This is a genomic window from Candidatus Amarobacter glycogenicus, assembly GCF_016704105.1.
Lineage (GTDB): Bacteria > Chloroflexota > Dehalococcoidia > Tepidiformales > Tepidiformaceae > Amarobacter > Amarobacter glycogenicus.
On record NZ_JADJAT010000006.1, the window covers coordinates 1 to 16,126 of the forward strand.

Sequence of the window (16,126 nt, forward strand, 5' to 3'; positions counted from 1 at the left end):
ACACGGAAATGCTGCTGGACGGGATGGCCGAACTCCACGCCCGCTATTGGGCCGACCTTACTCTTGAAGCCGCGACGTGGTTGCCGGGCGGCTCTGGTGCGGGGTTGTCCGCTGGGCTGCGCCGAAGCTTCAAGCGATGTGTCGAGATGTTCTCCGAACACATGGGGAGGAACACAATCACGCTGGCCGAGCTTGGGGCAGCGGATTCCCGCGTGATGGACCTGCTCTTTCAGGGGCCGCAGACCTTGGTTCACGGCGACCTGCATCTGCAGAACGCTATGTTCCGGGGAGGTGAGGTGCGTGCCATCGACTGGCAGATCTGCGCCCGAGCCACTCCAATGACCGACATTTCTCGGCTGCTCTCGAGCAGCCTCGATACTGCACAGCGCGGAGAGAGAACTGCCGGTCTGTTGCAGCGTTACTGCGATCGACTGGCAGCGGCCGGGGTGAGGGACTATGGTTTCGACCGGGCCGTCGAAGAATTCGCCATCGCACTCTCGTACAACGTGGCTGTCTATGTGATCGCGATGCCAAACGCGAACCTTGAAGCCTACCGGCCCCAGGAAGAAGAGACCGGCGTCACGCTCCTCGACGCGACTTTCGGGAGGCTCGAAGCCGCCCTCGCTGATCACGACACGCTCGGCGCGGTCCGCCGCCGGCTTGCGGCGATGCCGGCCGCGGAGGGTTGAACAATGACTGTCGAACAAGCCCGCACCAACTCGGACGCCGTCGAAGGGAATGCACCATGACCACGAAAAGCGAAAACGGCATCCGTCTCGTCCAGGAGTGCGTGGCCGGCGAGAACGCGCAGGACTACGACCGGATGTACTCGGTCTTTGGCGAAACCGCGACCTACTACTTGAACGGCGAGATTCTGGGTAGCGCCCCCACCGCCGACTTCCGTGACCTCGAAAAGCAGACGACACCCGGGATCTACGGGAACTCCCACCGGGAAATCCAGTGGATCGACGGCAACGACACCCGCGTCGTCTACCAGTACAAGATCCAGTTCAACCACAACGGAGAGGTGTTCGGGTTCCCGCCGACCGGCCGTCGGGTCGAATTCCACGGGGTCAGCATCGCCGAACACGACGGGAACGAGATCCGGCTGATCCGCCTCTTCGCCGACCAGGGCGAGATGAACCGCCAGCTCTCCGGGAAACTCCGAACGCCGGGCACAGTAAGCGCCGCGCTGGAGGGCCCGCCCATCCCGGAGGGTGAGAGGGCGCGCTACGAGGCCATCGGCGCGCGCCTGATCCGCGCCGTCTACGAGGCGGAGAACGAGCGCGACATCGAGAAGCAGCTCGCCTGCTACGCCGACCCGTTGCTCGACCACTTCGCGGGGCGGGCGAACACCATGTCCATGTCGGCAGCTCGGAGGATCCTGCCTGCCTGGTGGGCGAGCCTGCCGGGTCTGCACCGGGAGATCGAAGAGGTGCTGGCGTTTGGCAACCGGGCGATCCTTCGCTGGCACATGACCGCCGAGCCGATGGACGGCAAGCCGGTCGATCAACACGGCTGCTCGGTCATCGAACACGACGGCGAACGGATCGCGAAGTTCTGGGCGTACTACCCGGACCTCGCGCAGGTGCTCCCTGCCGTGCTGGGACTGGAATAAGGAGGAATCACGTGTCTATCGACAATCCGAACGTCGAGGCGGTCAAGCGAGCCGTCGGCCACGTCAACAGGCGGGAGTTCGACCAGTTGATGTCCATGGGGGTACCAGGCGGGGTCCGCCATGACCTCGCCGGTGCATACCCGGATCTCGCCGGAGAAGGGGAGGTGCGCGACTTTCTCGGCCAGTTGCTACAGGGTTCACCCGACTTCCAGATTCATCTCGAAGACGCTTTCGGCTCCGGCGACCGGGTCTGCACCCGGATCCGCGTCGAAGGCACGCATGCCGGCAAACTCTTCGGACAAGAGGGCACGGGCCGCCCATTCTCCGTGAACCAACTGAACGTCTACCGGTTCGCGGACGGCAAGATGGCTGAGTCGTGGCAGCTGACTGACCTCGCCGGGTTCATGAGCCAGATCGGGGATAGGAAGAGGGCCACGCCACCACCAGTGACCGCGGAAGAGGTCGCCCGCCGCTGGGTCGAGCTCTACAACGACGGGAGCGCCGACTCTTACGGTTCTGGGCGGTTCCTCGATCTCTACCACGAGGACGTGGAGTGGACCGAAGGCCCGACTCGGGCATGGCCCGAAGGACGAACCGGAAATCTCTCGGCGATCCGGGCGGCACTCGAAGGGGGCCAACGCGCCATGCGTGGTCGCCGTGTCGACCTGTTCGAGGTCATCGGCAACGGCGACCGGGCAGCGATGCGCTACCGCTGGCAGGCCGTTGCGGCGGGCGACGGGCTTCCTTTCCCTCGCGGCACGACCGCCAGGCTGGACGTCGCGGCATTCCTCGAGGTCCGCGATGGCAAGATCGCTCGCATCGTCGAACACATCACCGCACTCGCGCCTGTCTGACTTGATCTGTCCCACATTGCATGAGTCGTGCACGAGAGGCGGGAGGCACCAATCAGAGGCCCTGTGTGGTGCGCAGGCGCGGGTCCAGGAGGTCGCGCACGCCGTCGCCGAGGAGATTGAACGAGAGCGTGATGATGAAGATGGCGAGGCCGGGGAAGAACGAGAGGAACGGCGCCACGTAGATCTGGGTGAAGGCTTCGTTGAGCATCCCGCCCCAGGTGGGTGTGGGAGGGCGAACACCGACACCGAGGAAGCTGAGGCTCGCCTCCGCGAGGATCGCGGCGCCCATGGTGAGCGTCCCCGCGACGATGACGCTGGGGAGGGTGTTCGGCCAGAGGTAGCGGACCATGATGCGGGTATCGCCAGCCCCGATAGACCTGGCAGCCAGGATGTAGTCCATGTTCCGGAGCGAGAGGACCTGTCCGCGGACGAGGCGGGCGTAGTTCGGGGCAGCGCCGACGCCGAGGGCGACCATGATGTTCGTGATGCTCGGGCCGAGGACGAGGACGAGAGTGAGTGCCAGGACGAGGCCCGGAAAGGCGATGACGGCATCGGTGGCACGCATCACGATGACGTCGATCCAACCGCCCCGGTAGCCGCTGAGCAGGCCGAGGGGGACTCCGACACCGGCCGCTACGGCGACGGCGAGGACGGCCACCTGGAGGGAGACGCGGGCGCCAAAGATCTCCCGGCTAAGCACGTCGCGGCCGAGGCTGTCGGTGCCGAAAGGATGGCTCCAACTCGGTGATTGCAGGCGGTTTCGGCCGTTCGTCTCGGCCGGGTCGTAGGGTGCGATGAGCGGGGCGAGCACAGCGATCAAGACGAAGACCACGATGACGCAGAGGGCGACAGAAGCCATAGGGTGGTGGCGTGCCGTCCGCCAGAGTCTTTGCGGCGAGACGCGGCGCCGTGGTGGCGCCGCCGGGAGCGCCTCGATTGCCTGAGCCATGGGTTCTCCCTAGGAGTAGCGAATTCTGGGATCGAGGATGGCGTAGCTGATGTCCGTCACCAGGTTCACGAGGAGCACGGTGACGGTGAACAACAGGACCACGCCCTGGAGCATCGGGTAGTCGCGGCCGTTGATGGACTGGATGGCGAGGCGGCCGATACCCGGGAGCGCGAACATGCTTTCGATAATGATGCTGCCCGCGAGCAGCGAGCCCAGTTGCAGGCCGATGATGGTGGCGACGGGCAGGAGCGAGTTCCGGAGCGCGTGCCGAATGATCACCGTGCGCTGGCTCAAGCCCTTGGCGCGCGCCGTCCGGACGTAGTCCTGGTTCAGGACTTCGAGGACGCTCGACCGGGTGTAGCGCATGATCGAGCCGGAGAGGGTGAGGCCGAGAGCGGTCACGGGGAGGGCCATATGCCGGGCGGCTTCGAGGGGGTCGCTCCAGACGCCGACAAAGCCGGATGCGGGGAGCCAGCGAAGCTCCACGACGAACACCCAGATCAGCATCATGGAGAACCAGAAGTTCGGCACCGCCACGCCGAACATGGCGAACAGCGTGACGAAGGCATCGACGGGCGAGTTGCGCTTGACGGCCGCGATGGTCCCGGCGGGGACGCCGACGCAGATGGCCACCATGAGCGAGAGCAGCCCCAACTGCAGTGTCACCGGCATACGGTCGGTGATGGCGCCGGTTACGACGCTACGGTCGCGGAATGAGCGGCCGAGGTCCCCGCGGACGAGGTCTGAAGCCCAGTCCAAGTACTGGACCAGGACCGGATCGTCCAGCCCGAGCTCGGCGCGGAGTTCAGCGATAACCTCGGGGTCAAGGGATGCCTCGGACTCACCGATCATGGCGTAGATCGGGTCTCCGGGGAGGAGGTGCATGATGATGAAGAGTGCGAAGGTCACCATGAGGATGACGACAGGCATCTGAAGCATGCGCCGAACGATATAAGCAGTCACGAACAATGCCTTCGGGGAAGGGACGGGTGAAGGGGGAACAACACCCGTCCCGGCTTGGGTCAGGCCTGTTTCCAGGCCCCGGTCACGTCCATCGCGCTGCCCGACCGAAGCCAGACGAGCCCCTGGGTCTTTTTCGTGTAGCCGGCGATGGTCGGCGATTCCAACAGCCAGACCTTGAAGGAGTTGTCGTAGTCCAGCTTCACGATCTCGCCGTAGACCTTCTTGCGCTCCTCGTCATTCGGGGCGGCAAGGGCCTTGGCGAGGAGAGCGTCCACTTCGGGCATCTTGGTCCCGCCCGGCTGGTTCGCTGAACCGAAGTTCGTTTCGAGGTACTGGTAGGGGTCGCCCTGGGGTGCACCACCGCCTTCGAGCCCGAGGAGGTACTCGCCGTTCTTGCGGTACTTCTCGGTGATGACGGGGACTTCGAGGTTGTCCACCTGGACATCGAGCCCGACCTTCTTCGCCTGCGCCTGGATCATTTCCCCGATACGCGGGTAGACACCGGAAGTGTAGGTGCAGATGTTGAGCTTGGTCCCCTCGGCGACGCCGGCCTGGGCGAGCAGGCTCTTCGCCTTCGCCACATCGTACGAGTAGTACGGGACGGTGGAGTCGTAGGCCCAGGTGAGGTTCGTGAGCGGACCGCGGCCGCCGGAGCCGAGTCCATCGGTGAAGATCAGCGCGAATTCCTCGCGGTCGAAGGCGTGGTTCAGCGCCTTGCGGAAGGCGACGATGTTGGTAGGCGCCTTGCCCAGGTTCATGCCGATGCGCTGGGTGATTGCTCCCTTGTTCACGCTCACCGCGAGGTTCGGCTGCGACTTGATCTGGCCGACGTTCTCGCCGAGGAAGACGTAGTCCAGATCGATCCCGCCAGATTGGAGTTCAGCGACGGCCACAGCGGTCTGGGGAATGACCTTGAAGATCACTTTGTCCAGGTAGGGGAGCTTGTCCCCGTTGGGGGCGGTCACGGGCCAGTCCGGGTTGGGGACGAAGACGGATTCTCCGTCGAGCGCAAGCTTGGAGATCTTGAAGGGGCCGACGCTCACCGGTGCTTCGTTGAACTTGTCATCGCCGAGCTTCTGGTGGGCCGTCGGCGAGATGAGGGCGCCAAGGCCGGCCGGTGCATTCATCGTCAGGCTCTCGAGGAACGCGGGGTTCGGCTTCGAGAATTTCAGGACGGCCGTGAAGTCGTCCGGCGTTTCGATCGTGACGCCGGCAAGGAGGCTCCGCCTGGGGGAACCGACCTTCGGGTCGGCCTGGCGCTCGAGTGCGTATTTCACGGCGGCGGCATTCACCGGTGTGCCGTCGGTGAACTTCAGGTCCTTCCGGAGCGTCAGCTTCGCGGTCGTCAGGTCGGCCTGTTCCCAGGACTCGACGAGGCTGGCCGAGATCTTTCCGTTGACGCTGGCAAGCAGGGGGGCAGCGTACAGGTGGTTGAAGGTCGGGTCGTAGCCACTGCTGCTGCGATGGGGGTCGGCGAAGGTAGTGGCAGAGGGCCGGCGAACGATCAGTTCGCCTCCACGGACGGGCTTGGCCGCTGTGGGAGAGGCGGAAGTTCCTGGGTTGGCGTCGTCGTCGCCTGCGTCGTCATCGCCGCCACAGGCAATGGCGCCCCCGCTCATTACGGCGAGCGAAGCCACACCCAGTCCGCCGAGAACGCGCCGGCGCGAGGTGCCACGAGCCATTGCTCGAGTCCAGTAGTTGTCTGCAGTCACGTTTACGTATCCCTCCGAGTCGCGCCGGGATCGCGCGGCGACGGTGCGCTGTCAGGCAGCGAGCGATCGTCAATCCGCGGATGTGGGAGCCGGCGCCCTGTTCGGGCCCCGTTCGCCGGATGCGAATCCGGGCGCGGCGTATGTGTAACACCCGGGCGATAGGCCGGTAAGGACTATTACCGCCCGCATAAGCACGTGTTATCGAGGCAGTAAGGCGCTCAGGAGAGGGTGAGTGACGGCTCGCGGACGACGTCAGCGTGGGTGGCGCGCCGGGAAATTGCCCGGTTCAACCGGCTGTTCAAAGCCGCGGTCTTCACGATCGAGAGCGCCGGAGAGAGCTTCCCCGTCCGATGGGCGAGATAGATGGTGTACTCCAGCGGGAGGCCGACGGTGTTCACGATGACCAGGTCGCCACGCTCGACTTCACGCATGATGTTGGATTCGGCGATGAGTGCGAGGGCGAGCCCCTTGCGGGCGGATTCCTTCAGGCCGTCGTAAGTCGAGAGTTCCATCATGACGTTGATCTCGACGCCCTGGTTCGCGGCCCATTCGCGGAATCGGCGCTGGGCTGTCCAGGGGGAGGGGAGGAGTGCGAACGGATAGGCTGCGAGCTCCTCCGGCGTGGCCCGGCCCTTGCGAGCAAGGGGATGGCTGGGTGCCGCAACGACGTACAGGCGGGCGACCGAGAACGGCTCGGCGGCCAGCCGGTCCGAGATGAAGGCGTCGGTGGTGAGGGTGAAGTCGAACTCGCCTTTCAGGAGCCTGGCCGACGCTTCATCGGGCGGGAGCGTGGTCACCCTGAGCTGGATGTGGGGGGCGATGCGCTGGAGTTCGCCCATCAAGTGGGGGATTACCTGCCTGGCGGAGCTTGGGGAGCATCCGATGGTCACAAGGGACGAACCAGACTGGAGCGACGCCAGCTCCCGCAGCAGATCAGAACGGCTTTCGAGGACGTGTTCGCTGAACCGGAGAACGGCCTCGCCTGCGCCGGTGGGTTTCGCGCGGTTGACGCCGCGCTCCAGGAGGACGACGCCCAGCTCTTTCTCCAGGTGCCGGATCTGGAGCGAGACGGCCGGCTGGCTGAGGAAGAGCTCCTCGGCTGCGCGGCTAAAGCTGCCGAGCTGCACGACGAGCCTGAACGTCTGGAGCCGGTCGAAGTTCATTGGTCCCTCACGGGCGTGGGACGCCCTCGCCATAAGTTATCGCTACGAATCGATAAGCAATCGCCCCTTGCGGAGCGGCACCGCGATTGCAGAGGATGCAGGCGGCCTCTGGAATGCAGAAGCTTAGCGCAGTGAGAGCCGGTTCGGCAGCCGGGCTGCGTGACTTTACCGCGCCCGCGAACGCCATGCTCACTCGCGGGTCCCGGCCCGGGCCGGCGGAGGAAAATCATGAACGACACCGACGAACGCATTTCGCTGAAGGACGGCGTCCTCGCGGGGGCGTTGCGCCGCCCAATCAATCGGGCGGCGAACGTGAAGGGCAGCATCCACGACGACGAAACCGCGACGAAGCTCGGACTGCGCGGGGGCACGGTGGCCGGCTCTGTCCACATGGACCTCTTCGGGCCATTGCTAATGGAGGCCTTCGGCGAGTCCTGGTGGGAAAAGGGGACCCTCTCGCTTTACTTCCAGAATGCGACCACAGACCGCGAACCGGTGAGAGCGTTCATGGTGCTCCCGCCGGCAGGAGCGAGGGACGCCCAGGTAGACGTGTGGGTCGAACGGGAAGACGGGCTCCGCGTCGCTGAGGGCACCGCTTCGGTCGGGTCGCCAGGCGAGCCAACGGCGCTGATGCGCAAGCCGCTCGACCGGTTCGATCCCGGAGAACTGCGGATCCTGAAGGACCTCGCGCCGGGAGACCCGATTGCGGCCACGGAGGGCATGGTCACGCAGGAGACTGTCGACAAGCACCTGCTCACCACGACCGACCCCATGGACATCTACCGTTCCTCGAAGTGGGGCAAGCCCGTTGTGCCGATCACGAGTTACGTCGGCCTGTTCTTCACCCAGGGGGCGGCGCCGGTACGGCGGAAGCTGCACGATGTTGTGGGTCTGTTCGGCGCCATCGAGATCCGCAACATCAACGGGCCACTGCTCGTGGATGAGCCGTACCACCTCAGCGGCGAAATCGTCGCCCTCGGTCAGAGCCCGAAGACCGAGTACTACTGGTACGAAACGTGGGCCGATGACGCCGGTGGAAAGCGCATCGCCGAACATCGCATGCTCTCTCGCTTCATGAAGGCTTCGAGCCCGCTCTACCAGTAGGCGAGCCGAGACCGCACAGCCTCCCCGTTCGGATCCGTACCGCGGGTGACCGTGGCCTTCACTCGCGCGGATCACCACCCCTCCCGACGCAGCGAAGCGAGAAAGGAATTCCATGCGCTTTACCGATACCCCGGAACTCGCGAGTTGGCGCGGCGTCGTCCGCGCATTTGTGGCCGAAAACTGGAAGCCGGGCGGCCCGCACGACGAGCTCGCGATGCACGGCCCGAACGCCGCCGCTTACGAGGAGATCACCGACAAAACGCAGAACTGGCTCGACAAGCTGGCCGCGAACTCCTGGATCGCGCCGGCGTGGCCAAAAAAGTACGGCGGGGCGGACATGTCTGTCCTCGAACAGTTCGTGCTGAACCAGGAATTGCACGAGGCGGGGGCGCCCACGAGCCGGCCGATGATGAACCTGGTCGGCCCGACGGTCATGCTGCATGGCACCGACGACCAGAAGGCAGAACACCTGCCACCGCTGCTCCGGGGCGAAGTTCGATGGTGCCAGGGCTTCAGCGAGCCGGGCTCCGGGTCGGACCTTGCGAGCCTCCAGACGCGCGCCGTGCGGGACGGCGACGACTACGTCATCAATGGGCAGAAGATCTGGACTTCGGGAGCGCACCGGGCGCAGTGGATGTTCATGATGGCGCGGACAGACCCGAGCGCCCCGAAACACCGCGGGATAAGTTACCTGTTGGTCCCGATGACCGCGCCGGGCATTACCGTGCGCCCGCTGATGAACATGGCTGATGGGCACTCCTTCAACGAGGTGTTCTTCGAGGACGTCCGTGTGCCCGTCCGAAACCGCATCGGCGAAGAGAATCGCGGCTGGTACGTCGGCACAACGACACTCGACTTCGAACGGTCGAACATCTCCCGCGCCATCCACTCGCGAAAGTCCGTGGCGAAGCTGGCGCGCTTCACCCGTGACCGGGCTGCCGCGCGCCACCCTGTCTCGGCGGCCCACCGAATGGAGATCGTCGACCGGGCGATCGAGACTGCCGTCGTCGAGCAACTATCCTTCGTGATCGTTTCGATGCAGGCTGCAGGGGGCGTCCCGAACAAAGAGGCCTCGATGTGCAAGATGTTTGGTTCGGAGCTTGCACAGCGGATCGCCCTGACGGAGATGCATGTGACCGGCATGAGCGGGCAGCTGCGCGAATCAACGCTGGTGCAGTCCCATGGGCTGAACCCGACGATGGCATACCTCAGCGTCATCCCGCAGACGATCGCCGCCGGATCGAGCGAGATCCAGCGCAACATCATCGCGACGCGAGGCCTCGGCCTTCCCCGCGGCTAGCATCGCATTCTCAGAGGAGCACCCACATGGATTACGAGTTCATCGAAATCGAACGCGACGGGGATGTCGGAATCCTGCGTTTGAACCGGCCCGAACGGATGAACGCAATGACGAACGAGATGTCGGCAGAGTACAGCGAGGCGTTCGCCGAATTGAACGAGGACAGCGCTATCGGTGCGATCCTGATCACCGGAAAGGGACGCGCCTTTTGTGCCGGGGTCGACATTTCCCGGTTCGAAGACAGCATCCGCGAACGCGACGGGGAGAAGATCGAGCGACCGAAATTCCGGTTCAACTGGGTTGAGTACGCGCGCGCGGCCAAGCCCAGCGTGGTGGCCGTGAATGGAGCGTGCATCGGGGCGGGACTTACACGCGTCCTGCCTTGTGACGTCCGGATCGCCTCGGAGCGCGCGACTTTCTCGATGCGGTTTGTCCGGGTAGGAATCGTGCCTGAACTCGCAAGCACACACCTCCTCCCGCAGATCGTGGGGTTGCAGGCGGCTTCGGACCTGGCGCTTTCCGGTCGGACGATCGATGCCCACGAGGCCGAACGCATCGGGCTGGTCCTGCGCACGGTCTCTCACGACGACCTGATGCCTGCGGCCGTCGCGCTGGCGCGGGACTACGCCCAGATTGGGCCGGAGTGCCTGCGCGAAACGAAAGCGCTCCTCCACGCGAACACGGTTGAACCTGACATTCGGCGAGTGATGCAGCGTGAAGGTGAAGCCCTCGCCCGGCGGAGGGGTTCGGCCGAACAGCGGGAGGCGGTAACGGCATTCCGCGAGAAGCGCGAACCGCGCTTCCGTTAGGCAGCAGAGGAGAGGGGCCGCTCATGGCATCTGGACCACTCGCAGGAATTCGGGTCCTGGACCTCACGCAAGTCATCGCCGGGCCGCTCGGTTGCATGCTGCTCTCAGATCTCGGGGCGGAGGTCATCAAGGTCGAACCTCCCGAAGGGGAGCCCTGGCGGTTGACGGGGCAGTTCTTCCCGGACGAATCGAAGGCCTACCAGTCTTTGAACCGGGGGAAGCAGTCGGTTGTCCTCAACCTTGCCCGGCCGGAGGGCCAGGAAGCCGTCCACCGGTTGGCGCGGACGTGCGACGTTGTCGTGATCAACAGCCGGCCAGACGTCGCGAAGCGGCTTGGTGTGGACTACGAGACACTGAAAGCCCAGCGAGACGACATTATCTACCTCGATAGCACCGCCTTCGGACGGAAGGGGCCCTGGGCCCACCGGCCGGGTTACGACATCGTCGCCCAGGCTGCCTCCGGGTTGCTCATGCATCGGCTCTGGCTCGACGACCGAGGATTTCCGGCGCTTTCCGGCCCGGCTGCGCCTGCCGACTTCACCACCGGGTACGCCATCGCGCTCGGTGTCTGCGCCGCGCTCCACCATCGCAGCACCACCGGGCGGGGGCAGCTGGTGGAGACATCGCTCCTGACGAACGCGCTCATGATCCAGGGATCGGCCTTCATGGGCGTCCCCGTGGCCGATGCCGAACGTCGCTCATCATTCCTGTCGGACCTGGAACGTGCCCGCGCCAAGGGCGAACCGTTCGACAGCTTCGTCCGCCGGCGCCGGAGCATGTCGGAAGCCGTCATCGGCTTCGGGATCTACTACCGAGGGTACAAAACGAAGGACGGCGCGCTCACGGTCGGCTGCCTGTCGCCTGCCACCCGGGAGAGAATGCGAGCAGCGCTGGGAATCGATGACCCGCTCGAAGGCAGTTCTGCAAAGAGCGTTCCCGGCGAAGCCATCGCCGCAATCGAAGCGATGTTCGAGGAACGCACCACGGATGAGTGGATGGAGGTTTTCGACGCGCACGCTGTGCCCGCGAGCCCCGTCTGGTTCGTGGAGGAGTTGCTCGAGAACCCGCAGGTCCTGGCGAACGACTACGTTGTCGACCTCGAACACGACCTCACAGGCCCGCAGCGCATGGCCGCACCACCCTGGCAAATGTCCGACAGCCCGCCGGCCGCCCAGGGAGCGTCGCCGCCTCTCGGGCGGGACACGCGGAAGTGGCTCACCGGACTCGGGTACTCCGAGGCGGAGATCGAGAGCATGGCCAAGTCCGGGGCGATTCGACTCGGATTCGACGGCTGAGCGCGCCCGGTTACCTGGCGATCCCGTCAACCGGGTAACCGCCAGAAGTCCCCTGACAGGCCGAGCCGGTCAAGGATCTCCTGGTTCTGAGCTCGCGAATGCGGAGTCCAGTTCGGCGAGAGCCGATCGCCCCACCAGGCTTCGGCGAGCTCGCTGAGCTTCCGCACGCTGATCGTCGTTCCCGGAGCCCGGCCTGCCAGCCACCGTGCTACATGCTCTTCCGACCGGAAGAGGTTCATCGTGCTTCAGGTGAAGACGATGTCGTCCCACCATTGCGCAGCCGGCACCAGACAGTGGAAGACCAGTTCCGACACGTCCGGGCGCTGATCGCGGACGAGGATGGTCACGGGTTCGCCGCAGTCCCCGCAGGCGGTTTCGATCCTTCCATCCGTGGCGAGGGCGGCACAGATGCCGAACGCATCCCAGGCACAGTTGGCATACCACCAGCGGCCGCCTGCATGCACGCGGTAGGGCGTCGGAACGGCGGAAAATGGGTTTGCCATGCGGATCTCGCCGGATTCGGGATCCAGCACCAGCGCATGCTGGTCATGCAGGGTGCGCCAACCGGCCCCGACCTCCTCAACGGCCAGGCCGCCACGCTCCGCGACCTCGGGTGCCCGCGGGGCGCGGCCCAGTTCGACGAAGAGCGCATAGGTCAGTGCCCGAAGACGAAGGAGCGACGCTTCCACGAGCGTCACTTTGTCACTGAAAACGGCGCGGCGTCGAGCCCCCTCGCAAGCAGGGCGAACAGCGCTACTGTCCGGTGAACCGGGGGTCGCGTTTCTCCTGGAATGCCTGGACGGCTTCTCGGTGATCCGCGGTACGCATGGAGACCTCTTCGACGGCGAGGGAGTAGGGCAGAACCATGTTCGAGACGGCTTTGATGAACTTGTTCACGGCTGTCTTCGAGGTCTGGACGGCATACGGCGCGCCAGCCGCGAGCTTCCGGGCGATAGCGAGGGCTTCGTTAAGCGCCTCGCCTTCATCGACGACCTTGTTGACCAGCCCCATGGCGAATGCCTCTTCCGCGGGAATGAGGTCGCCGCTCATGAGCATGTACTTCGCGCGGTTGACTCCGATGAGCAACGGCCAGATCACGGCGCCGCCATCGCCGGCGGTAATACCCATCTTCACGTGGGGATCGCCGATGCGGGCGTTTCGTGAAGCAACTACGACGTCGCAGAGGAGGGCGACCGTGGCTCCGAGCCCTGCGGCGGCACCGTTGACGGCGGAAACGATCGGTTTCTCGCAGTCCAGCAGGTTATCAACGATGCGGCGGGCTTCCTGCATCATCGTTAGGCCGCTCTTGCTGCGCATGTCGGAGCCGCCACCGAAATCGCCGCCGGCGGAGAAAGCGCGGCCGGCCCCGGTCAACACGGCGGCGCGGACGTCCGGGTCGGCCTGGACATCGAGGAAGAGCGCCATTAGTTCGGAATGCATGGCGCCGTTGACGGCGTTGAGGCGTTCGGGACGATTGAGTCGAAGGACGGCTACGCCACCCTCCTTCTCGATCTGGATGGTTTCGTAGTTTTCCTGCCGGAGCATACGGTCGCACCTCGGGGGTAGTTCGAGGCGATCCTACGCCGCCAGGCAAGGGCCTGGCGGCAGGGCGATCCTACGCGGTCGGAACGAGCTTCTTCTTTCCGTAGTAAGGGAGTTCCACTTCGCCTTCGGGGAGACTGCCCTTCGCCATGGCGACGGACGTCATGTGAGGCTGGTCCGGGTCGGTGATGACATTGATACAGGCCGTCTTGCCCGAGGCGAGGGCGCGCTTGATGGCGGGGCCAATCTCGGAGGCGGTGGTCACGAACTCGGCATGGGCGCCGAAGCCTTCGGCCACGAGGTCGTAACGGGTCGCGCCAAGTTCAGCGCCGACGACGCGGTCGGAGCCGTACCGGGTCCGCTGGCCGTGGCGAATCATGCCCCAGCCCTGGTCGTTGTTGACGACGACGACGATCGGGATCTTGTGGCGGACGGCGGTGTCAAACTCAGCGATGTTCAAGCCGGCTGACCCATCGCCGAGGATAGCGATCACGCGGCGGTCGGGATGGGCGACCTTGGCCGCGATGGCGAAGGGGATGCCGACCCCGAGGCAACCGAGGTAGCCGTGGCTGAGCCAATCACCGGCATTCAGGACGATTGCCTGTTCGGCCATCCAGATGGATGTCTCGCCGCCATCGGCAACAATGATACCGTCGCCGGCGAGGGCATCGGCTATCTCGCGGGCGACTCGCGACTGGTGGATCGGGGTCTCGCGAGAAGCGGGCTGGTCGTTCATCGCCCGGAGCATCTTCTTGCTTTGTTCGAGCCCATCAAGCCAGGCGGCATGGTCGGGAAAGGTGCGGCCGCGGGCGCGATCCATCATGACCCTCAAGGTGTCGCGGACGTCACCTGCGAGGGCGACATCGACATCCCGGGAGCGGCCAATCTCTTCGGGTTCGATGTCCACCTGGATGACTTTGGCGCCCGGCGGGATGAAGGACCGGGGGCCGGTGCCGGTGAACATGCCGACGCGGGCGCCGAGCAGCATCACCACGTCGGCGGGGCCGCCGGCCGCCTGAGTGGCGAGCGGCGATGACGCGAGAGCGAAGTTGCCGTAGCCGAGCCGGCTCCACTCAGGGACGATCCCGCGGGCCTTGGCGTTCGCGAAGACCGGTACCGAAGTCATCGCGGCGAACTGGCGGAGTTCTTCCTGGGCGCCCGAGAAGAATGCGCCGCCGCCGGCAAAGATCGCCGGACGCTCCGCCCGTTCGAGCAGATCGAGGGCCGAGTCGATCGCCTCGGCAGGGGGAACACTGCGGCGGTCGGGCTCGTGGCGGCTGAGCTTCGGGACGGCGGCCTCCGATGTAGGGGTAAAAAGCACGTCGATGGGGATATCGAGGAAGACGGGGCCGGGACGGCCAGAAGTCGCCTGGCGCCAGGCCATGACGAGGTATTCGGCGATGCGTTCCGGCTGGAGGACAGTGCGGGCGAACTTGGTGATGGGCGCCATGAGGGCGACCTGGTCCATGCCCTGGAGGGGGAGGTGGTCGTCGTCGCGAATCGGACTGCGACCCGCAATGCAGATCAGGGGGATCGCATCCATGTAGGCGTTCGCGACGCCGGTGACGGCGTTGGTGACGCCGGGACCGGCAGTGACGAAGGCCACACCGGGCTTGCCGGTGGCACGGGCGTAGCCGTCGGCCATGTGGACAGCGGCGGCCTCGTGGCGGGTGTCGATGATGCGGACGCCATGGTCCATGCAGGCCTGGAAGATCGGGTCCAGGTGGCCGCCAGAGAGAGCGAACACCTCGCGCACACCGTGATCGACGAGCGCGCGGACAAGCAGGTCACCAGGTTCCATCGTCGGCATTTCGAAACTCCGTGGGCAGTTCGGCCCATGGCAGCATCGTGTTGAGGGAGTGTGGAGCGTATGACGGCGCGCATACGTCGCGGCGAAGGCCGAAGTGCAGGGTGCTGGCCATGGCCATAATCGAACGATCCGTCACCTACTTTTCAGAAGGCGACCGCCTTGCCGGGGTCGTGTACCTCCCGGCGGAGTCCCACGGACCGGTGCCCGGGGTGGTGTTATGCCACGGCTTCACGGCGATCAAGGAGCTCATTCTTCCCGACTATGGAAGGGCATTCGCCGAAGCGGGATTCGCGGCCCTGGCGTTCGACTACCGGGGGTTCGGCGAGAGCGAAGGGCCCAGAGGGCGACTCATCGCGCGCCGACAGATTGACGACATCAGGAATTCGGTGACGTTCATCGGGACGCTTCCCGAGGTCGACCCGCAGCGAATCGGGCTGTGGGGCACGAGCTACGGCGCCGCGAACGTGATCGTGGCCGCCGCCGAAGACCCACGGGTGAAGTGCGTGACGGCACAGGTAGGGTTCGCCGACGGCGGACGGCGGTCTCGCGAGCGGCCACCGGCGGAGACCGCGCCGATGCGGGCAATGATCGAGGAAGAGCGGAAAAAGCGCGTGCTCACGAACGAACCGACGATGGTGGAACCGTTGCAGTTGCTGAGCGACCCGGAGACGGTGGCGTTCTTCATGGAGGCGCGGAAGAGCCTCCCGGCGCTGAGCCAGCCGATCTCGATGGAGTTCCTTGAGTCGACGATGGAACACCGGCCGATAGAAGCAGCCGCGAAGCTCGCCGGGTGCCCGCTGCTGGTGGTAGCGGCCGAACTGGACACGTTGACGCCCGCGGCCGACTCCGAGGCTCTGTACGACGCAGCGAACGAACCGAAGCGGCTGGTGATACTGCCCGGGATCCGCCACTACGAGATCTACAGCGGTGAGCCGTTGCGCAAGTCCAGCGCCGAAGCCGTAGCCTGGTTCAAGGCGCACCTGGCCTGAGAGGGCGGGGCACCCTGC

The 16,126-nt window shown here is 65.3% G+C and carries 16 protein-coding genes; 8 read left to right on the plus strand and 8 right to left on the minus strand.

Annotated elements, in window-relative coordinates:
* From IPG14_RS09400 to IPG14_RS09410, 3 genes are all read left to right on the plus strand, one after another.
* The coding region (locus IPG14_RS09400; protein ID WP_343391635.1) for a phosphotransferase at positions 1-689 on the plus strand (689 nt) is incomplete at its 5' end.
* 56 nt (positions 690-745) lie between these two features.
* The gene (locus IPG14_RS09405) at positions 746-1,618 is read left to right on the plus strand and encodes an ester cyclase (RefSeq protein WP_343391636.1); all 873 of its coding nucleotides are present in this window, start codon (positions 746-748) and stop codon (positions 1,616-1,618) included.
* Between the two features lie 11 nt (positions 1,619-1,629).
* Positions 1,630-2,472 carry a nuclear transport factor 2 family protein gene (locus IPG14_RS09410; RefSeq protein ID WP_343391637.1) on the plus strand — a complete coding sequence of 281 codons (843 nt, stop codon included), beginning with the start codon at positions 1,630-1,632 and terminating at the stop codon, positions 2,470-2,472.
* Between the two features lie 52 nt (positions 2,473-2,524).
* Here IPG14_RS09410 and IPG14_RS09415 read toward each other — a convergent pair whose 3' ends face one another.
* The 4 genes from IPG14_RS09415 to IPG14_RS09430 all read right to left on the minus strand — a co-directional run bounded on the left by IPG14_RS09415 (position 2,525) and on the right by IPG14_RS09430 (position 7,259).
* Positions 2,525-3,421: an ABC transporter permease gene (locus tag IPG14_RS09415; RefSeq protein WP_343384039.1), complete on the minus strand. Its 897-nt coding sequence runs from the start codon at positions 3,419-3,421 to the stop codon at positions 2,525-2,527.
* Positions 3,422-3,430: 9 nt separating this feature from the next.
* Positions 3,431-4,384: an ABC transporter permease gene (locus IPG14_RS09420; protein ID WP_343384038.1), complete on the minus strand. Its 954-nt coding sequence runs from the start codon at positions 4,382-4,384 to the stop codon at positions 3,431-3,433.
* Positions 4,385-4,443: 59 nt separating this feature from the next.
* Entirely contained in the window at positions 4,444-6,096 is a 1,653-nt protein-coding gene (locus tag IPG14_RS09425) for an ABC transporter substrate-binding protein (RefSeq protein ID WP_343388533.1), read from the minus strand.
* Between the two features lie 218 nt (positions 6,097-6,314).
* Positions 6,315-7,259 carry a LysR family transcriptional regulator gene (locus IPG14_RS09430; RefSeq protein WP_343384036.1) on the minus strand — a complete coding sequence of 315 codons (945 nt, stop codon included), beginning with the start codon at positions 7,257-7,259 and terminating at the stop codon, positions 6,315-6,317.
* 228 nt (positions 7,260-7,487) lie between these two features.
* On the opposite strand from IPG14_RS09430, the gene IPG14_RS09435 reads away from it, so the two are divergent.
* From IPG14_RS09435 to IPG14_RS09450, 4 genes are all read left to right on the plus strand, one after another.
* Positions 7,488-8,363 (plus strand): hypothetical protein, encoded by an 876-nt coding sequence (locus tag IPG14_RS09435; RefSeq protein ID WP_343384035.1) that lies wholly within the window; start codon positions 7,488-7,490, stop codon positions 8,361-8,363.
* Between the two features lie 112 nt (positions 8,364-8,475).
* Positions 8,476-9,663 carry an acyl-CoA dehydrogenase family protein gene (locus IPG14_RS09440; RefSeq protein ID WP_343391638.1) on the plus strand — a complete coding sequence of 396 codons (1,188 nt, stop codon included), beginning with the start codon at positions 8,476-8,478 and terminating at the stop codon, positions 9,661-9,663.
* A gap of 26 nt (positions 9,664-9,689) precedes the next feature.
* The gene (locus tag IPG14_RS09445) at positions 9,690-10,472 is read left to right on the plus strand and encodes an enoyl-CoA hydratase-related protein (RefSeq protein WP_343388529.1); all 783 of its coding nucleotides are present in this window, start codon (positions 9,690-9,692) and stop codon (positions 10,470-10,472) included.
* Positions 10,473-10,495: 23 nt separating this feature from the next.
* Positions 10,496-11,767, plus strand: coding sequence for a CoA transferase (locus IPG14_RS09450; protein WP_343391639.1), 1,272 nt, complete (start codon positions 10,496-10,498; stop codon positions 11,765-11,767).
* 26 nt (positions 11,768-11,793) lie between these two features.
* Here the strand turns inward: IPG14_RS09450 and IPG14_RS09455 are convergent, their stop codons facing one another.
* The 4 genes from IPG14_RS09455 to IPG14_RS09470 form a co-directional block, all read right to left on the minus strand.
* Positions 11,794-12,006, minus strand: a complete 213-nt coding sequence (locus IPG14_RS09455) for a hypothetical protein (RefSeq protein ID WP_343384031.1) — start codon at positions 12,004-12,006, stop codon at positions 11,794-11,796.
* Between the two features lie 6 nt (positions 12,007-12,012).
* Complete coding sequence (merB, locus tag IPG14_RS09460) at positions 12,013-12,465, minus strand: organomercurial lyase (protein WP_343391640.1); 453 nt, start codon at positions 12,463-12,465, stop codon at positions 12,013-12,015.
* A gap of 55 nt (positions 12,466-12,520) precedes the next feature.
* The gene (locus IPG14_RS09465; RefSeq protein WP_343391641.1) at positions 12,521-13,312 is read right to left on the minus strand and encodes an enoyl-CoA hydratase-related protein; all 792 of its coding nucleotides are present in this window, start codon (positions 13,310-13,312) and stop codon (positions 12,521-12,523) included.
* A gap of 70 nt (positions 13,313-13,382) precedes the next feature.
* Positions 13,383-15,119 carry a thiamine pyrophosphate-binding protein gene (locus IPG14_RS09470; protein WP_343391642.1) on the minus strand — a complete coding sequence of 579 codons (1,737 nt, stop codon included), beginning with the start codon at positions 15,117-15,119 and terminating at the stop codon, positions 13,383-13,385.
* 110 nt (positions 15,120-15,229) lie between these two features.
* On the opposite strand from IPG14_RS09470, the gene IPG14_RS09475 reads away from it, so the two are divergent.
* Complete coding sequence (locus IPG14_RS09475) at positions 15,230-16,108, plus strand: alpha/beta hydrolase (protein WP_343391643.1); 879 nt, start codon at positions 15,230-15,232, stop codon at positions 16,106-16,108.
* Positions 16,109-16,126 lie beyond the last annotated feature (18 nt).